This window comes from Salmonella sp. SAL04202 (assembly GCF_046550775.1).
GTDB classification, from domain to species: domain Bacteria; phylum Pseudomonadota; class Gammaproteobacteria; order Enterobacterales; family Enterobacteriaceae; genus Salmonella; species Salmonella enterica.
This window is the reverse complement of sequence record NZ_JBGDXK010000006.1, coordinates 42,147-61,187: the sequence shown is the minus strand read 5'-3', so window position 1 is coordinate 61,187 and position 19,041 is coordinate 42,147. Positions and strand designations below refer to the sequence as shown.

Below are 19,041 nucleotides of genomic sequence, written 5' to 3'. Positions count from 1 at the left end.
CGCTGGACGGCAGATCCGGCGTTTAACCTCTACTAACAGAAGGCGGGCGCTGGTAACAGCGACCCGGTACCCTATGAGCATCTCTCTGACAACAAAGCTGAGTTACGGGTTCGGTGCGTTTGGTAAGGATTTCGCCATCGGCATTGTGTATATGTACCTGATGTATTACTACACCGATGTGGTGGGACTCTCGGTCGGCCTCGTCGGCACCCTTTTTCTGGTCGCGCGAATCTGGGATGCGATAAACGATCCCATCATGGGCTGGATTGTCAACGCCACGCGTTCGCGGTGGGGGAAATTTAAGCCGTGGATATTGATCGGCACCTTAACCAATTCGCTGGTGCTTTTCCTGCTGTTCAGCGCCCATCTTTTTGAGGGAACCGCGCAGGTTGTATTTGTCTGCGTAACTTACATCCTGTGGGGCATGACGTATACCATTATGGATATCCCATTTTGGTCGCTGGTGCCGACCATTACGCTTGATAAGCGAGAACGCGAACAACTGGTGCCGTTCCCGCGTTTCTTCGCCAGTCTGGCTGGCTTCGTCACTGCCGGTATAACGCTGCCGTTTGTGAACTATGTTGGCGGGGCGGATCGTGGGTTCGGCTTTCAGATGTTTACGCTGGTGCTGATTGCGTTCTTTATCGCCTCGACTATCGTGACATTACGCAACGTACATGAGGTGTACTCCTCCGACAACGGTGTAACGGCGGGCCGCCCACATCTGACGTTAAAAACGATCGTTGGATTGATATACAAAAACGATCAGCTCTCTTGCCTGTTGGGAATGGCGCTGGCGTATAACATTGCCTCCAATATTATCAATGGCTTTGCGATCTACTACTTCACCTATGTGATTGGCGATGCCGATCTTTTTCCCTATTACCTTTCTTACGCTGGCGCGGCGAATCTGCTGACGCTGATTGTCTTCCCCCGGCTGGTGAAAATGTTATCGCGGCGGATATTGTGGGCGGGCGCCTCCGTGATGCCCGTTCTGAGTTGCGCAGGGCTCTTCGCGATGGCGTTGGCGGATGTCCATAATGCCGCTTTAATCGTGGCGGCGGGTATTTTCCTGAATATCGGGACCGCGCTCTTTTGGGTGCTTCAGGTAATCATGGTGGCGGATACGGTCGATTATGGGGAATTTAAGCTCAATATTCGCTGCGAGAGTATCGCTTATTCCGTACAGACGATGGTCGTGAAGGGCGGCTCGGCGTTTGCGGCGTTCTTTATCGCTCTGGTGCTGGGGCTGATTGGCTACACGCCGAACGTGGCGCAGTCTGCGCAAACCCTGCAGGGGATGCAGTTTATTATGATTGTCCTGCCGGTACTGTTTTTCATGATGACGTTGGTTCTCTACTTCCGCTACTACCGTTTGAACGGCGACATGCTGCGCAAGATTCAGATCCACCTGCTGGATAAATACCGGAAAACGCCGCCATTCGTCGAACAGCCGGATAGCCCGGCGATTTCTGTGGTAGCGACCAGCGATGTAAAAGCGTGAGCATGGTCTCTCGTGCAGGCCGGATAAGCCGGATAAGCGTAGCGCCATCCGGCAATTAACCGATAACGCGGCCCGGGAGAACACCGGGCCTGCCAGGTTATTTCGCGCAGTTAGCGCACTGTTTGCTGACAATCTGCTGGAAGAAATCGTTGCCTTTGTCATCCACCAGGATAAAGGCCGGGAAATCTTCTACTTCAATTTTCCAGATAGCTTCCATGCCGAGTTCCGGATACTCGACGCACTCCAGATGCTTAATGCTCTGCTGTGCCAGTACCGCCGCCGGGCCGCCGATACTGCCCAAATAAAAGCCGCCGTGTTTTTTACAGGCATCCGTGACCTGCTGACTACGGTTGCCTTTCGCCAGCATGATCATACTGCCGCCGTGGGATTGCAGTAGATCGACATAAGAGTCCATTCGGCCTGCGGTGGTGGGGCCTAATGAACCAGATGGATAACCTGCCGGGGTTTTTGCCGGACCTGCGTAATAGATGGGATGGTCTTTAATATACTGCGGCAGGTCTTCGCCGGATTCAATACGCTCTTTTAGCTTCGCGTGGGCGATATCGCGACCTACGATAATGGTGCCCGTCAGCGACAGGCGAGTCGAGACCGGGTACTGCGATAGCTGGGCGAGGATCTCTTTCATCGGACGGTTGAGATCGACTTTCACCGCGTCGCCTTCGCCCGCCTGACGCAGCGCTGGCGGAATATACTGGCCCGGATTGTGTTCCAGTTTTTCGATCCAGATGCCTTCGCGGTTGATTTTCGCTTTGATGTTACGGTCGGCCGAGCAGGAGACGCCCATCCCCACCGGACAGGAAGCGCCGTGACGCGGCAGGCGAATTACGCGAATATCGTGGGCGAAATATTTCCCGCCGAACTGGGCGCCGAGGCCAAGTTTTTGCGCTTCTTCCAGCAGTTCCTGTTCCAGGTGGAGATCGCGGAATGCCTGGCCGTGCTCGTTACCTTCCGTCGGCAGCGCGTCGTAATAGTGGGTGCTGGCGAGTTTAACGGTTTTCAGCGTGCTTTCCGCCGAGGTGCCGCCAATGACAAAGGCGATATGGTATGGCGGACAGGCCGCGGTGCCCAGCGTGCGCATTTTCTCAACGAGGAAGTTTTTCAGCTTGCCTGGGGTGAGCAGCGCTTTGGTCTCCTGATAAAGATACGTTTTGTTTGCTGAACCGCCGCCTTTCGCCACGCAAAGGAACTTGTACTCGTCGCCATCAACGGCATAGAGATCGATTTGCGCTGGCAGGTTGCTGCCGGTATTGACCTCTTTGTACATATCCAGCGGGGCGTTCTGCGAGTAGCGCAGGTTATCTTCTATATAGGTATTAAACACGCCTTTGGAGAGCGCGGCTTCATCGCCGCCTCCCGTCCAGACGCGTTGGCCTTTTTTACCCATGATAATCGCCGTGCCGGTATCCTGGCAGGTCGGCAGAATGCCTTTGGCGGCGATTTCGGAGTTTCTCAGGAATTGCAACGCCACATATTTGTCGTTTTCGCTGGCTTCGGGGTCATTGAGAATGGCGGCGACTTGCTGCTGGTGTTCAGGACGGAGCATAAAAGACGCATCATGGAAGGCCTGCTGAGCCAGCAACGTTAACGCCTGCGGCTCAACGTTGAGGATAGATTCTCCGTTGAATTCACTGACGCTGACATAATCGGAGGTGAGCAGATAATACTCTGTTTTGTCCTCTCCCATCGGGAAAGGCGCCTGATAGATAAACTCTTTTTTCGACATGTGCTTCCAGCCTAATAGTAAGAAAATGTATTAAGAGCCTCATGGGCCAGGCTCTAAGTCGCGCGCCGCGCATAACCGGGCAGCGCGCGCGGCCATTACAGGAATCCGTACATTGCGGCAAAGATCCAGCCAAAGACGCAGGAGACGCTCACGCCAATCAAACCCGGCAGAATGAAGCTGTGGTTAATGACGAAGCGGCCAATACGGGTTGTGCCGGAACGGTCAAACTGAATCGCCGCCAGATCGCTTGGGTAGGTCGGCAGGATATAGTAGCCATAACATGCCGGCGCAGAGGCCACGATATACGCCGGATCGACACCGATAGCCAGCGCGACGGGAACAATCGCCGCCAGCGCCGCTGCCTGGGAGTTAACAAACTTGGAGACCAGCAGCAGAACGATGGCGTAGGCCCACGGATACTCTTTGACCATTTCGCCCAGCACGCCCTGAATTTCCGACATATGCGCGCCGAACATGGTTTCCGCCATCCAGGCGATCCCGTATACCGCGACAATCGCAATCATACCGGAACGAAAAACTTCGTTTTTTGAGATAGACGCAGGATTGGTTTTGGTCAGGATGATAATGAGCGCCCCGGTCAGCAGCATAAACATCTGAATGACCAGCACCATCGACAACGGTTTGCCGCCGAAGGTTGGACGTAAGTCGGAGTCCGCGCCCAGGAGAGCGACCACGGCAATCGCCGCCAGGAAGATCCACATCGCCAGCCAGTTGCTTTTCGGCAGTTTTTTATCCAGCAGCGTCGCGGTATCGCCGTACACGTACTGACGGTTTTCCGGTACGGAAATAAATTTCTGAAACGCTTCGTCTTTATCCAGATCTTTACCGCGGAACCAACTAAAAATACCGATTGCCAGGATACCGAGCAGGGTAGACGGGATGGTGATCGACAGCAGATCGAGGAACTCCAGATGTTTTCCGTCAAATGTCACGTTGCCCAGCATCGCTACCAGAGAAACCACGGCGACGGAAACCGGACTGGCGATGATGCCCATTTGCGCGCCGATAGAACTGGCCGCCATTGGACGTTCCGGACGGATATTATTCTTGATCGCCACGTCATAGATAATCGGCAAAATGGTGTAGACCACGTGGCCTGTCCCACACAGAATCGTCAGGGTACAGGTGACGAACGGCGCCACAATAGAGACGTATTTGGGGTTGCGACGCAGCAGCTTTTCGGCAATCTGCAGCATCACATCCAGCCCGCCTGACGCCTGCAACGTTGCCGACGCGGCGACTACCGCGATAATGACCAGCATTACGTCAACGGGCGGTTTACCTGGCTGGAGATGGAAAACAAACACCAGAATGACCAGACCAATACCGCCCAACAACCCGAGCGCGATCCCGCCCTTTCGGGCGCCATAAAACAGACATATTAATATTATGAGAAGCTGTATACTAAATAACATTTTTATTTATCCTCGCGATAAACCCAGTCAATTTTGATAAATGGATCACAGCCATCTTCTGATTTGTGTGAATGAGCATCAGGAAATGGCGAATATTCAATGCGACAGTGGCGACGATTAACGATTAAGCTTTTTACAGAGTTGCTTTAAGTAATTATTTTCTTGCGATGGTGATGTTCAGAGGGAAGCACCCTCTGGCGATGGGCAGGTGGAGCCAGCGAGATCAGTAAATTATGATTTGTCTGTTTTAAAAACAGGCGTTTATTATTTAATTTTTGTGTCTCGCCATCAGGTAAATCACGAGATAAATCGAACAGAATGTGACTTATGTGATCATTGTCACGCCATTTTTTTAAATTATTAGTATGGCGTGTGGAGACGCGTATCTGCTCACCAATATACGTATTGTCCATAGGCGTAGCACAAGCTCCATTGCTACAAACATAATTTTATTTAAGTGTCAGGAAAATTCCGGACAAATCCCTTTTTTAATAAAAATACACACTCTCGGCATGGGATAATACTTAATTAACTTTTGTTAGCGTTTTGAAATTAAAAACAGCGCAGAGCGCTGTAATAATAGAAAATAACGTTAACAGGCCTGGGTTGAGTATATTTGATCTGACACAATTTCCCAGGTTTGTTATTAATGTGATAGCGTTTTTATTGGCATTGTTATAATAAATGTTACCAGGATATAACGCTTCGCGTCGGCTTTATGCGGTATCCTTACTGACAATATTGTTTCAGTAAAGAGTAATGTTCCGGCTGAACGCGGTAGCGGTAAACCGGCCTGCCGGTCACGCCGTAATGAATACTGGTAAACAAGATATGGCAATTCACCAGCCAGATGAGATATTTACGGCAGGAGACGCGCGAGATATTCACTTCGTTGGCCAACTCGTCGGTAGAAAATTCCTGCTCCTGATGCGCATCAATCCACTGGCATAAGGTGCGTAGCGTTTGCTGCGTCAGCCCTTTTGGTAGCCGACGAGGCTCCTGCTCGCTGGATGAATTACCGTGAATGAGCAGGTCAAGCTCAGACTGTTCGTAATACTGGCGTTTTTCCATCGCCGTTTTCTTACGTAGCCAGCCGGTCAACGCTTCTTCAAAGCGCGTGGCCTGAAAAGGCTTGATCAGATAATCCACCACGCCGTAGTGAAGTGAATCTTTAATGGTGGCGGCGTCAGCGGCAGAAGAAATGACAATAACGTCGCTTTTGCAGCCTGCGCTGTGCAGGACAGGCAGCAGATCCAATCCGTTTTCCTGCTGCATGTAGATATCCAGCAGGATTAGGTCAATGTGATTTTCACTGTTGAAGATAAACTCTTTCGCTTTTTCCAGCGTCGAAGCGGTTCCACAACAATGAAAACCGGAGATTTGCGCGACATAGCGGCGATTTAACTCCGCGACCATCGCATCGTCATCGACAATTAATACATTGATCATAGGCTGGTCCTTTTTCCATCCCAGGGTAACTGTACAAAAAATTGTGTGAAGATCCCAGGTTCGGACTCCACGGAAATTACGCCGCCAAGCGCTTCAACCTGCTGTTTAACCAGCGCTAAACCGACGCCGCGTTCGGCGCCTTTCGACGAGACGCCTTTTTCAAAAATCGCCTCGATGCGCTCAGGTTCGATACCCGGACCGTCATCGCTCACTTCGCAATGCAGCCAGCCATGACGGTAGTGTAACGAGACGCTGATTTCGCCGCCGGATTCCTGGCTCAACGCTTCCAGCGCGTTTTCAATCAAATTACCCAGCGCCGTAATCAGCACCGTAACCTGATCTTCATTGTTATTATCCGGTAACTGGCTGTCGCTGCTTATCACCAGGCTGTGCCCGAAATCAGAGGCGCGAGTAATCTTACTGAGCAAAAAGCCAGCGATAATCGGCGACTTTATTTTACCCAGCAGCAAACCGATCTCTTCCTGATAGTTATTGGCCGTCTTGATAATATACGCTTCAAGCTGCTTATAACTCTTCAGGTGCAATAATCCCAGAATCACATGTAATTTGTTCATGAATTCGTGGGATCGTTCACGGAGCGCATCCGCGTAGTTCACCATCCCGTCCAACCGCTGCATCAGTTGGCGAACTTCTGTTTTATCCCTGAAGGTGGATATCGCGCCGATAATTTCGCCGTTGCTGCGCACCGGAACGGTATTCACCAGCAGCAGGCGGCCTTTGACGATGATCTCTTCATCGCGGCGCGGCATACCGTCACGCAACACTTCGCTAATGTCCACCACCTGCGACCAGGCATGACTCAGGGTGGATAATCTGGCGTCATCCTGCGTTTTTCGATAATCGAGCAGCGCCTGCGCCGCATGGTTAATTAACGTGACTTCGCCGCTATCATCCACGGCGATAACGCCCTCTTTGATTGACTGCAGCATTGCCTGGCGTTGTTCAAACAGGGTTGAGATCTCATAGGGTTCGAGGCCAAACAGGATACGTTTTAGCACCTTGACCAGCGCATACGTGCCTAATAACCCCACCAGAGCGCCGAACAGAATGGACCAGATAATACTGCCGCGGCTATTGTTGATCTGCTGCGTAACGTGACTGAGTTCCAGGCCAATCGCTACCACGCCGATCTGCCGGTGACGTTCATCATAAACCGGTGTGAAAACGCGCAGCGCTTTGGCAAGAAAGCCGCGATTAATGGCAACGTTTTCCTTTCCCTGCAGCGCGAGCAGAATATCATCGCCTTTGAACGGTTGGCCGATTCGCTGCGTTTCTGGGTGCGAATAACGGATGCCCTGCATATTGGTCACCACAATAAACAAAAAGCCATTATGCTGGCTCACCGCTTCGGCGAGCGGCTGAATGCCGCTTTCCGCAGGCGGTTTTTTCAGCCCCTCGCGAATTGCCGGAGAGTCCGCCAGCGAGCGAGCCACCGCCAGCGCTTTATCTGCCAGCGCGTCGCGCGTCATGCTGCTGATTTGCGAAAAATAGATCAGATGGACCACAACGAGCACCGAAAACAAAACGGCACTGACCATCAGAATGACGGTAGTGCCGAGTTTCATGGGGCGTTTGCGTAACGCCCGGCATGGCAGGGAGTGTTTCATAGTGGACCTGAGCGGACGAATCGTAAGGTTATTATCCCTGATGAGGCGTCTAATTCAAAGGCATAGGCGATGTTGCTCCAGTGTTGAAAAGCCCGTCTGGTCTTGCAGGGCGCGCTACCTGCTCATGTCGTTAATTAATATCGCCGGATACCGTGATGGGTAATTTATTTTCATCAGAATTACATAAAATAATTTTTCATTAATTTTTATAATAACGTATGCGGTATCACATTTTATTTTTACTGACGTTCAGAATGCGTTTGATCACAATCAATCAGCACAAATATTTAATCTATTATGATTAGTTTTCATTACATATTATTAATAATTATGGAAGCAATGTGAGAAATAAAAAATGGAAATAAAAAAATGGCTGAACACAACCATAACCCGACGTGATGCTATTGTCGCTACCGCAAAAGTAGGGGCGGCGGTGACGCTAAGCCAGGCGATTACGCTGCCTTTTGCTACCACTGCCCGGGCGCAGGATACCCCGATACCGAAGGATGCCAACGGCGAAACCGTCAGGCACAGCGCCTGTCTGGTCAACTGTGGCAGCCGATGCCCGCTTAAGGTTATCGTGAAAAATGATCGCATTGTGCGTATTGAACCGGAAGACGCGAAAGATGACGCGGTATTCGGCGAGCATCAGATTCGTCCCTGCCTGCGCGGGCGTTCCAGTCGCTGGCGGGTCTATAGCCCGGATCGCATTAAGTATCCGATGAAAAGAGTGGGAAAACGCGGCGAAGGAAAATTTAAACGTATTTCATGGGATGAGGCCACGGCCTTTATTGCGGCGGAATTAACGCGCGTTAGCGAAAAATATGGCCGGGAAGCTATTTATTATAATTATCAATCCGGCGCGTATTATCACACGCAGGGTAGACCCGCCTGGATAAGATTACTAAATCTCACCGGCGGTTATTTAAATTATCACAACACCTATTCCACGGCGCAAATCGCCACCGCCACGCCTTATACCCACGGTGATTATGTCGGTAGCCATTTTACGCAGATCGCGCATTCCGATCTGGTGGTGCTATTTGGCCTGAATCTCTCAGAAACGCGGATGTCCGGCGGCGGTCAGGTTGAAGAGCTGCGCCGGGCGCTGGAGACCTCGAAAGCCCGGGTCATTATTATCGATCCGCGCTATACCGATTCGGTGATTACCGAACACGCCGAATGGCTACCGATTCGCCCAACCACGGACGCTGCGTTAGTCGCCGGCATAGCGCATACGCTGATTACCGAACAGCTTCTCGACGAGGCGCTGGTAAACCGCTATTGCGTCGGCTATGACCGTAGCACATTGCCGGACACGGCTGCGCCTAACGCCAGCTATAAAGATTATGTTCTTGGCACGGGCGATGACGGTATCGCGAAAACCCCGGAATGGGCGGCGGATATCACCGGTATTCCGGCAACGCGTATTCGCCAACTGGCGCGCGAAATCGCCTCGGCGCGCGCCTGCTATATTTGCCAGGGCTGGGGGCCGCAGCGTCATGCCAACGGCGAGCAAACCGTGCGTGCTATTCAGACGCTGCCAGCGTTAACAGGCCACTTCGGGCGGCCCGGCACCAATAATGGCAACTGGCCTTACGGTACGCCGTATGGCGTGCCATTGTTGCCCGTCGGTAAGAATCCGATCACAACCTCTATTCCTTGCTATCTGTGGACGGACGCCATTCAGCATCCGGAGAAAATGACCGCGACGACAATGGGCGTAAAAGGCGCGGACAGGCTAAAAACCGGGATTAAGCTGTTTTTCAACCAGGCCGGTAATACTTTGCTGAATCAGCACGGCGAAACAAACCGCACCCGTCAAATTCTCGCGGATGAATCGCTGTGTGAAACCATTATCGTGATTGAAAACCATATGACGCCCAGCGCGATGTATGCGGACCTGCTTTTGCCAGAGACCAGCTATCTTGAGGCGGAAGACCTGGTGGACAGCTCCTATGCGGCGGGATCGCATAACTATATGATTGCGATTCAGAAAACCGTTAAACCGATGTGGGAAGTGCGCAGCACGTATGACATCTGCGCGGATATCGCCGGGCATCTTGGACTGCGCGAGCAATATACCGAGGGCCGAACTCAGGCGCAGTGGGCGGAGATGCACTATCAGCAGATCCGTGAAAAACGTCCATACCTGCCGGAGTGGAGCGTGGCGAAAGAGATGGGCGTGATTGACCAGCGTATCGCTACCGAGCAGCAGAGCCTTGCGTTTGCCGATTTCCGCGCCGACGCCGAGGCTAATCCACTCTCCACGCCGTCGGGCAAAATTGAAATTTACTCCCAGGCGCTGGCGGATCTGGCGCAAACGTGGACGTTGCCAGAAGGCGAGCGAATTCCCGCATTGCCGGAATTTTGTCCGGCGAAAGAGTCGCACCTTAACAAAGCGCTGACGGCGAAGTATCCGTTGCAGTTAAGCGGCTTCCATACCAAAGGGCATACCCACTCTACCTACAGCAATGTGCTGATGCTGCATGAGGCGGTGCCGGATGAAGTCTGGATTAACCCGATTGACGCCAGCGCCCGCCAACTGAAGTCCGGCGATCGGGTGCATGTATTCAATGACCGCGGCGTGGTGGAGCTTCCCTGTAAAGTGACCCAGCGCATTTTACCCGGCGTGGCGGCGATGCCGCAGGGCGCGTGGACGCGGCTTGACGGCAACGGCGTTGATGTCGGCGGCTGTATCAATACGCTGACCAGCCACCATCCTTCGCCGCTGGCGAAAGGCAATCCGCAGCATACCAATCTGGTTGAAATTAAACGCGCTTAAGGAGTGATGTACGATGAAACAGTATGGCTTTTATGTTGACTCCTCGCGCTGTTCAGGCTGTAAAACCTGCCAGGTAAGCTGCAAGGATAATAAAGATCTGGATGTCGGTCCGAAACTGCGCCGCGTCTATGAATATGGCGGCGGAAGCTGGGTGAAAGAGGGGGAAAGCTGGCATCACGACACCTTTACCTACTACCTCTCTATTGCTTGTAACCATTGCGATGAGCCGGTATGTGTCTCCGGCTGTCCAACCGGGGCGATGCATAAACGCAAAGAAGATGGTCTGGTCGTGGTGGATGACAGCGTATGCGTCGGCTGTCGCTATTGTGAAATGCGCTGCCCCTACGGCGCGCCGCAGTTTGATACGCAAGCAAACGTGATGCGTAAATGCGACGGTTGCCTTGACCGACTGGAGAACAATCTGCGCCCTATCTGTGTGGATTCTTGCCCGCAGCGAGCGCTGGATTTCGGCCCTGTCGATGAATTACGGGCAAAATATGGCACGGAGAATCAAATCGCGCCGCTGCCTTCAGCGTCGTTCACCCATCCTAACCTCATTATTAAACCGCATCCGAAAGCGAGACCCACGGGCGATACGGAAGGCGCAATCATGAACATTCGGGAGGTGCGCCATGCATGAGTTACCGCTGGTCTTTTTTACGGTCTTTACCCAGAGCGCGGTCGGCGCGTTTATTCTGCTGCTGATTGGCGGCGCAATGGGGCTGGTCGCGCCGCGGCGCAAGGCTATTGGTCTGTTCTCGGTGATGTGCCTGTTTGGGCTGGGCGTCATTGTCGGCACCTTCCACGTCGGGCAACCGCTGCGTGCGCTGAATATGCTGCTGCGCGTCGGACATTCGCCGATGAGTAACGAGATTGTCTTGTCGGCGGCTTTTGCGACGCTCGGCGGGCTGGGGGCGCTCGGTTTGTTGCTGAACCGGGCGACGCCGCTGTGTAACGCGTTGGTCTGGTTGGCGGCGATAGTCGGAGTAGTCTTCTTATACGCCGTTCCGCAGATTTACCAACTGCCGACGGTGGCGACCTGGCGTTCATCTTACACCACGGCAATGATGATATTGACGCCGTTGATTGGCGGCGGCGCGTTGGCGGCATTGTTTGGCGTGCGCCGTCTGGGGCTACTGGTCAGCGTATTGGCGATTTTGGTGAGCTTTTGTCTGCGCCCGGGCTATATGGCGACGCTGATGAGCGCCGATAGCGCTCTGACCGCTGCGCAACATAGCTGGTTTACCGCCCAGGCGATATTGCTGGCGGCGGGTGTGGTCGGGGTGGTGGTCTGCGCGCGCCTGAAATCGAGCGCTACGGTGCTGGCCATGACGGCTGTGGTGGTTATCGCGGCGGAGTTGGCGGGTAGGATTGCGTTTTACAATCTGTGGACGCTGCCAATGTAGTTTTTGCCCGGCTTGTGCCATGTAAGCCTGATCAGCGTAGCGTCATCAGGCGAAATATTTCAGGAGCTATTGCTATGCCTTCCCGTGCTGTTTTGCCGCGTATCCTCGGCGCACTGTTTTACTACTCCCCTGAGAGGCCGGAGGTGAAAGCGTTGTTCGATTGTTTGCCAACGTTGCCTGAGCTTTACCCCTGGCGCGATCGCGGACCTATTGAATCACTGTGTGCGTCATGGTCGCTACCGGATGATGATGCGCTTACATGGCAATTTTCCGTGTTGTTTGAAGGCCAGGGAAAGATGCCCGTCCCGCCCTGGGGATCGGTCTATCTGGAAAAAGATAATTTGCTGATGGGGGAAACCACCGCCGATTATCGAGCTTTTTTACAGTCGCAGGGAATGGTATTCACTGACCGTGAACGCGAGCCGGAAGATCAGTTTGGCCTGATGCTATTAGCCTGTAGCGATCTGCTGGCACGAGGCGACAACGTGGCGGCCAACCGGTTACTGGAGGCGCATCTGCTGCCCTGGGGATTCCGCTATCTGGAATTGCTGCAACGCAATACCGTTAGCGCCTTCTATGCCCGGCTTGCCGTCGTAGCGACCTGTTATCTGCAGGATGTTCAGCAGCAACAGGGACTACAGCCTGAGAATAAACGGTTGTTTTTCTGAGGTATTGGTCAGGTTTTGATGGCGTGCACATAATGCTTGTGCCGCCATCGTGCCCGCTGTTGCGTCAGCGGGCACAGTTTACTATTACAGCTCCGGCGTCTTTTTGAAACCGGTCAGCATCAGCACCAGGCTCTGTTTTGAGTCCGCTGGCGTGAAGTCGTAGTGATTTCCCTGACGGTCGCCGCCGATATACCAGGATATTTCCGTTTTCCCTTCCGCCAGCGCTTTGCGCACCGCTTTATCGACATCAACCATGCGATACTCATGTGAATGGTCCAGATATAACACGGCATCGGAACGGTAGTTGATCGCCGGTTTATTGTTCCAGGACACGGTACTGACGTGCCAGTCACTGCTGGTCGGGTAAAAGAAAATTTGATCGGCGCCGTTCGTTTCCGTTTTGCCGCCAAAAAGGCGAATACGGTATTTGAATAGCGAAGCGTCCATATTGGCAGGCAGGGGCGGGATCTTAAATTTCACCAGCGTGAGCGTTTCCGGGTGCTGCGTGCGTCCGCCATTTGTCCAGTCATCCTGTACGTACAAGGTATCGACGCTGGCATGAGGCTTGTCGTCTTCGCTGCTTACCCAGGTATTTTCTTCCGCTTTACTGTAGGCGTAAGGAACCGTAGTGCCGCAATCCAGTCCCTGATTCATACACAGATCCGTCATAAACTGCGCGCCATCTTCCGTCCAGCCATTCATAAAATCGGCATGGGCGGTATAAAGACTTCCCCAGCGCTCTTCCCGGGTTTCGCCATGCATTACCGGGTCCATCGACAATTCCACTTTAGACGTATCCAGCGAGGAGATCTGCGGGAGTATCCAGGCGATGTTCATATTAACCGTCGGGATTTTTACCGGATAGTCTGCGGAACATTTCCCGTGGTCGGCATAGATAGCGTTATTGTGGCTATGGGTTGGTTTCAGGTTGACGCCATCCCAACAGTTGGGGAAAGCGATCCCGATATTAAACTGGACGGCATCGCCCGCTTTACGCAGGCCGCATATTTCGCCTACCTTGTTGGTGTAACCTTTGCCGTTGGCACATAAAAAGGTGATTGCGGAACTGGGGCCAGTACCGTGATGATCGCCTGCCAGTAACTCCAGCCCGGCCGGGAATGGATGGAGCGGATATTGCGCTACATTTGTGGATTGATAATAGGTCTTTTGGTAGGCCGGATTTACGATTTCACCATCAGGTAATTTCATGGACGGCGCCCAGTAAGCGGAGCTGTCGGCTTTATTATCACAGGTGGTATCGGGTTGCGCGCGCAACGTCTGGTAGGTAGAGACCGCGTCGGTGTGGGTGTTGCCAAAAAAGTCATGCCACATCGCCTGATTCGATTTACCAAACATCATAATCGCGTCATCGCCCAGCGTGTGGTGATAGCCGCACACGACATGCGCCTGAGGACCGGCATGGGCCGGGAATGCGCCAGCGGCAACGAGCGTAGCCAGGCTGACGGTAATAAGGTTGAGTTTCATTTTTTTGCTGCCCGGTTGAATAGAAGTGGGAGCAGCAATAGCAGATCAGATTGCGGTGTTACATCTCATTAATTATCACTTTTTGTCATTTGCCCTGCATACAGGGGCGAATTTGCAGACGTACTATTTAAATAATTAGCCGAAACTACCCTCCTCTTGATTATGTCAATTTACAAAAAGGGTACGTTAGTGATTAAAATCGGGCTTTTTGTGATAACCCTCACTATTTCATTTTGCCTATGCTAATGGCGCTCGCCATAACCGAATAACGATTCTATCGGACATCGGCTTTATTTTTAAGAAATGCGTTACGACATCAGTCGTGACGCGATCTGCTATGGATTTTTTATGAGATTACTAAAACGCGTTATTGTGGTTGTACTCTTGGGCGTGATTTTATTTATGGTCAGGGACGATATACGCTATGTTTATCAACTGATCCTCAAATATGGTGATAAACCCTCGGCGCTAGCACTGAGTAGCTATAAAGCGGTTATTCAGCAAAAACCAGTCGCAGGAGTTAAGAGTAACCTTTCAGGTTTGACCTACTCCGCCGAAGACAGGATGCTTTTCGCCGTTATTAATAATCCCCCTGAACTGGTCTGGTTAACGACAGAAGGGCAGCTGGTAGGGCGGATGCCGCTGCAGGGCATCCACGACCCGGAGTCTATTGCATGGAGTGGGGGCAACCAGTTCCAGATAGGCAGTGAGAAAGATGGCGCGGTCTATAAAACACAGGTGGATATTCAGCGCGGCACCATGCAGATAATCTCCATGGTGAAGCTTGAGGGCTATGACAAAGCAAAAAATAAAGGGCTGGAAGGTACGGCATGGGATGCGAAAAATGAGAGATTATATGCCGCAAAAGAAAGAAAACCCATAATGATCAAAGAAGTAGAGATGAGCAAAAATGGTATCACCAGAGCGTTGCCTTCTGCCATCACTGCAAGTGTGAGCGATGTCTCCGGACTTGAATACCATGCCCCAACGGATTCGCTGCTGGTGTTGTCGGACGAGTCAAAAATGATTCTGGAAGTCAGTTCCGAGTGGCGGGTGCGCGATCGATTGTTCCTGACGGCGGAGTGGTCAGGGCTCAGAGACGATATCCCCCAACCAGAAGGGATAGCCATGGATAATGAAAATAATTTGTATATTGTGAGTGAACCAAATCTGTTTTATAAATTTTCGTGTGATATACAGAATGACTAAAATCTATTTTTACTGTCACAGTATGCTAAAACAGAACAAGGTTATTAATACCATGATTTGACGATTGCTTGATTCGTTGATTCATTGTTGGGGATATTTATGTTTTACTTACCTCAGTAACGGATTACTTTGTGGTGTAGCGTAACGGTAATTGTCCTCCTCATATTTGCGGCAGCGTAGTCTGCCGCTTTTTTTTATAAATTAACTCTCTCTGTAATAATTAACAGACAATAAATATTATTCTGTTTTTTCAGGAGGCCTCCGAAGAGGCCTCGCAGGGTGATGTTTAGTTATCAGGCATAATATTCTTCATCAACACTTACCGAATGCCATGTCGCCTCGCTAAGCGAAATCATTTCATCTACGCCGGAACTCTTGTTAACCGGGTTTTACGTCGGCGATGTGCCTGTAAATGTTCCATTGGCGGTGGCGCTATTCCCGGCGGGATCGGTGGCCGTAATGATGTACTGATTCTCCCCCCCCGACAGAATAGCGGATTGCGGAACAGAAACATGCCAGTTACTGATATCGTTATCGATACTGGCGGTGTAGTCCGTATCGTTGACCGTGACCTTCACCTGAATATCCTGATGCGCCTCCACGACTCCCTTAAGGGTGACGGTGTTATCCAGACTGCTAACAGTCGATCCCAACGTTGGTTCGGCGGACGGTTGTGTATCCATAGTCAGCTTAATTGTTGCGTGAGCTTCTAAGCGACCCGATAAAGGTCGGTGTATTGATGTTAGTGATATTATCGCCTCCGGCGCCGATATCACTATTATCCTCCATGGAACGTACTGGCGGTGTAGAGTCTATCGTCAGCCAGCCGATAGACAGCGAAGAATTATCCATAGCGTTTGCGGAACGATCTCTGAAGATGATATCCAGAGTTGCCTTGCCTACCACTCTACCAACATTTTAGGAAAAATTACGTAATATCGACTGATATGTAAAACTCATTCAGCATCAAATGGATTAATTCAACATCAGTAGTAATATCCATTTTTTTATAGGCCGATCTCTTTTGTGTTGAAATCGTTTTTATATTTCGATCTAATAAATTTGAGCAACTTTTAACAGATAATCCTGCTGCCACGTAATAAATAACTTTTTTTTCGCTCAATGTTAGGTCGAATTTTTTAGCGAGCAACAGAATCCCATCTCTTATATTAATATGTTTTGCTTTGTTCTTATACTGCATTGTCAGATATCTCAATTAACATATTGATGACGAGAGGAAGATAAAAACGCTAAAAATTCCGATGGTGTAGTTTTGAAATGTTTTTTAAAAACGCATGTAAAATAAGAAGCACTATCATAACCACACATATAAGCCACGCGAGTAATATTATATTCACTATTGCGTAGAAGTTTTGTCGCTTTATTCATTCGCGCATTAAGGTAAACTTCGCTGAATGAGGTGTGCTCTTGTTTCAATTTCCTTTTTAATGTGGAACAACTCATATAGAGTGAGTCAGAAATATCCTTGAGCGCCCATTTTCGACTTATGTCGCTTATAATAATATTATAGATATTTTCGGCTAATGTATTTTGCGATAGTTCTCTAAAGAGGGCAAATGCTTCAGGTTCATAGATGAACTCTGAAAGTAGAAATCTTATTAAATATTCCTTTTTATCTTGGGATAATTTCTGGCTTTTATTTGAAGAGTGTAAAAGGTTGAATACTCTTGCTACGCCTGTTTCTATTGGCGCTAACAGATGTTTTGTCGTCGGTTTTGTTAATGGGGCCGAAAAGTCTGCATGTTCATACAGAAAAAAATTATAAGCATTTTTTATTGACGCAGAATCTAATTCAATTAAATTATAATTTAACTGTTCATGAGTCTCTTCCATAGTGATATGAATAGTTTGATCTTTAGCTAAAAATATTAACATTGGCCCTGATGCCGTAATATACTCCCCGGACGATGTCGTAATTGAAATTTTACCCGTGGTGAGCTTGATGAGTACGGACTGCAGTAAATTTAATCCCTGAAGTGATAAGGATTTCCTCTGCCAGTTTTGTGCTGATTGTAAACATTCAATGCTCCCCACCTGGACAGGTGAGGGATTAAATACTTTTAGCATGATAATTTCCTTTTATTAAATGTGCGTGTAAATCAAAAATTATTCTGAAAAATATTTCAAAAGAAAACTAATATATAGCTATATAATTATTTGCGAACTTAAGGTATCAGGTGGCGATCTTTTCATTTTCTATGGAAAATGCTATTTTATATTGCATTTCTACATATTATAGTATCGTTAAAAAACTATGTCGCGTATAAAAAAAAGATGGAAATTTACAAGAATTGGCTCATGTTATTATCAAATTATCTCTTTAAAATTTGAATTAAGTAATAATTGCCTTTAATCTTTTAGAGAATAGCTCTTTAATTTCATGGAGGTAGTTAGCATGAGGTATAAGATCTGATGTTAATTTGTGATAAGGTTTATCCTGGAGGTAAATATTAACGCTCTCGGCCAGGAAAGGCATACAACGCGGTAAATATATACGGCGGCGGGTAGATGGCGTAGCGATATCCGGAAGTTTGAGGGGGAGGGGAAGCATTCAATCGTATGGTTGGCTTTATGAAAAACGGTGTAACACGTTATTGAGGTTCTGACTGTGCGTATCCGTTAGGTTTATGCTTTCTGGATTGTATAATGTTGCGTGTTTTGGCGCGGCAGTATTGAATCTTTTGCTGCGTCGGCCCCGAGGAGGAATCACTCACAGCGAATGCCAGCGCACAGCCTGGTCCTGAATCTCTAAATGAGTAGAAAACCTTTCGGTTCGATACTCCGGTTCCATTCCTTCTAAATTTATCGTAATGACATCTGCGTTACGCGTGTTGTATACTTAATATCCACAGAAGTACAAGAGGACAACACTATGCCAGCCGCAAACAGTATGGCGATGAAACGCGAAACCCTGAACCTGCGCATCAAGCCCGCTGAGCGCGATCTTATCGATCGGGCGGCGAAAGCCAGAGGGAAAAACCGCACTGACTTTGTGCTGGAAGCTGCCCGTGCTGCCGCAGAGGAAGCGCTGATCGAACAACGCATCATTATGGCTGATCCACAGGCTTATCAGGAATTTCTGGCTCGTTTGGATCAAACACCTTCACCTAATGCCGCACTGCGTAAAACCATGCAGACCCCTGCGCCGTGGGAGCAGGAAAAATGATCTCCTCCCCTGAGCCGCTTCATGCCGGACATATTCTTACTCCGTTTTGCTGCGGTGTGGATTCTATAGATAACTGGCTGAAACAGCGGGCGATGAAAAATCAGACCACTGGCGCGTCCCGTATCTTTGTGTGTTGTGGCAGCGATTCGAACGTACTGGCCTATTACTCGCTGGCGTCCAGCGCGGTCACGACGAATACCGCCCCCGGTCGCTTTCGTCGCAATATGCCTGACCCGATTCCGATTGTGGTATTGGGGCGTCTGGCGGTGGATAAATCGCTTCATGGGCAGGGCGTTGGTCGGGCGCTGGTACGCGACGCAGGGCTGCGGGTTATTCAGGTGGCGGAGACTATCGGCATTCGCGGGATGCTGGTTCACGCCCTGTCGGATGAAGCGCGGGAATTTTACCAGCAGGTGGGGTTTGTACCGTCGCCGATGGATCCGATGATGTTGATGGTGACGTTGGGGGATTTGGTGGAGAGTGTTTAAACTCCAGAACGTATCCCTTAACCTCACAGACACTTCAAGTTACGGATGAACA

General features: G+C 50.3%; 17 protein-coding genes and 3 pseudogenes. 8 read left to right on the top strand and 12 right to left on the bottom strand.

The annotated features are described in order from the left end of the window. The first annotated feature begins 73 nt into the window (after positions 1-73). A complete protein-coding gene (gene melB / locus ACLJQJ_RS20225) occupies positions 74-1,504 on the top strand; it encodes a melibiose:sodium transporter MelB (protein WP_000028070.1) in 1,431 nt (476 codons plus the stop codon). Positions 1,505-1,601: 97 nt separating this feature from the next. Here melB and fumA read toward each other — a convergent pair whose 3' ends face one another. From fumA to ACLJQJ_RS20200, 5 genes are all read right to left on the bottom strand, one after another. After that, positions 1,602-3,248, bottom strand: a complete 1,647-nt coding sequence (gene fumA, locus ACLJQJ_RS20220) for a class I fumarate hydratase FumA (RefSeq protein WP_000037205.1) — start codon at positions 3,246-3,248, stop codon at positions 1,602-1,604. A gap of 95 nt (positions 3,249-3,343) precedes the next feature. Continuing rightward, the gene (gene dcuB, locus ACLJQJ_RS20215) at positions 3,344-4,684 is read right to left on the bottom strand and encodes an anaerobic C4-dicarboxylate transporter DcuB (protein ID WP_000899149.1); all 1,341 of its coding nucleotides are present in this window, start codon (positions 4,682-4,684) and stop codon (positions 3,344-3,346) included. A gap of 146 nt (positions 4,685-4,830) precedes the next feature. Next, positions 4,831-5,097 (bottom strand): hypothetical protein, encoded by a 267-nt coding sequence (locus ACLJQJ_RS20210; RefSeq protein WP_063809027.1) that lies wholly within the window; start codon positions 5,095-5,097, stop codon positions 4,831-4,833. A 316-nt stretch (positions 5,098-5,413) separates the two neighbouring features. Beyond that, on the bottom strand, positions 5,414-6,133 hold the full coding sequence (dcuR, locus tag ACLJQJ_RS20205; protein WP_000611307.1) for a two-component system response regulator DcuR: 720 nt from the start codon (positions 6,131-6,133) through the stop codon (positions 5,414-5,416). Continuing rightward, positions 6,130-7,761 (bottom strand): sensor histidine kinase, encoded by a 1,632-nt coding sequence (locus tag ACLJQJ_RS20200; RefSeq protein WP_063809025.1) that lies wholly within the window; start codon positions 7,759-7,761, stop codon positions 6,130-6,132. The genes dcuR and ACLJQJ_RS20200 overlap by 4 nt, the downstream gene beginning before the upstream one ends. Positions 7,762-8,116: 355 nt before the next feature. Between ACLJQJ_RS20200 and ACLJQJ_RS20195 the strand changes: the two genes are divergently transcribed. The 4 genes from ACLJQJ_RS20195 to ACLJQJ_RS20180 all read left to right on the top strand — a co-directional run bounded on the left by ACLJQJ_RS20195 (position 8,117) and on the right by ACLJQJ_RS20180 (position 12,620). Continuing rightward, positions 8,117-10,546, top strand: coding sequence for a DMSO/selenate family reductase complex A subunit (locus ACLJQJ_RS20195; RefSeq protein WP_063809023.1), 2,430 nt, complete (start codon positions 8,117-8,119; stop codon positions 10,544-10,546). Positions 10,547-10,559: 13 nt separating this feature from the next. Continuing rightward, positions 10,560-11,186, top strand: coding sequence for a DMSO/selenate family reductase complex B subunit (locus ACLJQJ_RS20190; protein ID WP_000816143.1), 627 nt, complete (start codon positions 10,560-10,562; stop codon positions 11,184-11,186). Next, entirely contained in the window at positions 11,179-11,952 is a 774-nt protein-coding gene (locus ACLJQJ_RS20185) for a dimethyl sulfoxide reductase anchor subunit family protein (RefSeq protein ID WP_063809021.1), read from the top strand. The genes ACLJQJ_RS20190 and ACLJQJ_RS20185 overlap by 8 nt, the downstream gene beginning before the upstream one ends. A gap of 74 nt (positions 11,953-12,026) precedes the next feature. Continuing rightward, entirely contained in the window at positions 12,027-12,620 is a 594-nt protein-coding gene (locus ACLJQJ_RS20180) for a molecular chaperone (RefSeq protein WP_001524257.1), read from the top strand. A gap of 84 nt (positions 12,621-12,704) precedes the next feature. Here the strand turns inward: ACLJQJ_RS20180 and ACLJQJ_RS20175 are convergent, their stop codons facing one another. Next, positions 12,705-14,105, bottom strand: a complete 1,401-nt coding sequence (locus ACLJQJ_RS20175; protein ID WP_063809019.1) for a DUF1996 domain-containing protein — start codon at positions 14,103-14,105, stop codon at positions 12,705-12,707. A gap of 303 nt (positions 14,106-14,408) precedes the next feature. On the opposite strand from ACLJQJ_RS20175, the gene ACLJQJ_RS20170 reads away from it, so the two are divergent. After that, positions 14,409-15,314: an SdiA-regulated domain-containing protein gene (locus ACLJQJ_RS20170; RefSeq protein ID WP_001268200.1), complete on the top strand. Its 906-nt coding sequence runs from the start codon at positions 14,409-14,411 to the stop codon at positions 15,312-15,314. 293 nt (positions 15,315-15,607) lie between these two features. Here the strand turns inward: ACLJQJ_RS20170 and ACLJQJ_RS20165 are convergent. The 6 genes and pseudogenes from ACLJQJ_RS20165 to ACLJQJ_RS20140 form a co-directional block, all read right to left on the bottom strand. After that, a pseudogene (locus tag ACLJQJ_RS20165) lies at positions 15,608-15,733 on the bottom strand (hypothetical protein); the annotation flags it as partial. Positions 15,734-15,853: 120 nt separating this feature from the next. Further along, positions 15,854-15,997 (bottom strand): annotated as a pseudogene (locus ACLJQJ_RS20160) (hypothetical protein); the annotation flags it as partial. 7 nt (positions 15,998-16,004) lie between these two features. After that, entirely contained in the window at positions 16,005-16,220 is a 216-nt protein-coding gene (locus ACLJQJ_RS20155) for a hypothetical protein (protein ID WP_001595136.1), read from the bottom strand. 22 nt (positions 16,221-16,242) lie between these two features. Continuing rightward, a complete protein-coding gene (rtsB, locus tag ACLJQJ_RS20150) occupies positions 16,243-16,530 on the bottom strand; it encodes a transcriptional regulator RtsB (RefSeq protein ID WP_001269916.1) in 288 nt (95 codons plus the stop codon). After that, entirely contained in the window at positions 16,527-17,402 is an 876-nt protein-coding gene (locus tag ACLJQJ_RS20145; protein ID WP_000921674.1) for an AraC family transcriptional regulator, read from the bottom strand. Before ACLJQJ_RS20145 ends, rtsB begins: the two co-directional genes overlap by 4 nt. 265 nt (positions 17,403-17,667) lie before the next feature. Beyond that, positions 17,668-17,890: pseudogene (locus ACLJQJ_RS20140) on the bottom strand (hypothetical protein). 317 nt (positions 17,891-18,207) lie between these two features. On the opposite strand from ACLJQJ_RS20140, the gene ACLJQJ_RS20135 reads away from it, so the two are divergent. Together ACLJQJ_RS20135 and ACLJQJ_RS20130 are read left to right on the top strand one after the other, a co-directional pair. Next, positions 18,208-18,501 (top strand): DUF1778 domain-containing protein, encoded by a 294-nt coding sequence (locus ACLJQJ_RS20135; protein ID WP_001110453.1) that lies wholly within the window; start codon positions 18,208-18,210, stop codon positions 18,499-18,501. Next, positions 18,498-18,989, top strand: coding sequence for a GNAT family N-acetyltransferase (locus ACLJQJ_RS20130; protein ID WP_063809015.1), 492 nt, complete (start codon positions 18,498-18,500; stop codon positions 18,987-18,989). Before ACLJQJ_RS20135 ends, ACLJQJ_RS20130 begins: the two co-directional genes overlap by 4 nt. Positions 18,990-19,041: the final 52 nt, after the last annotated feature.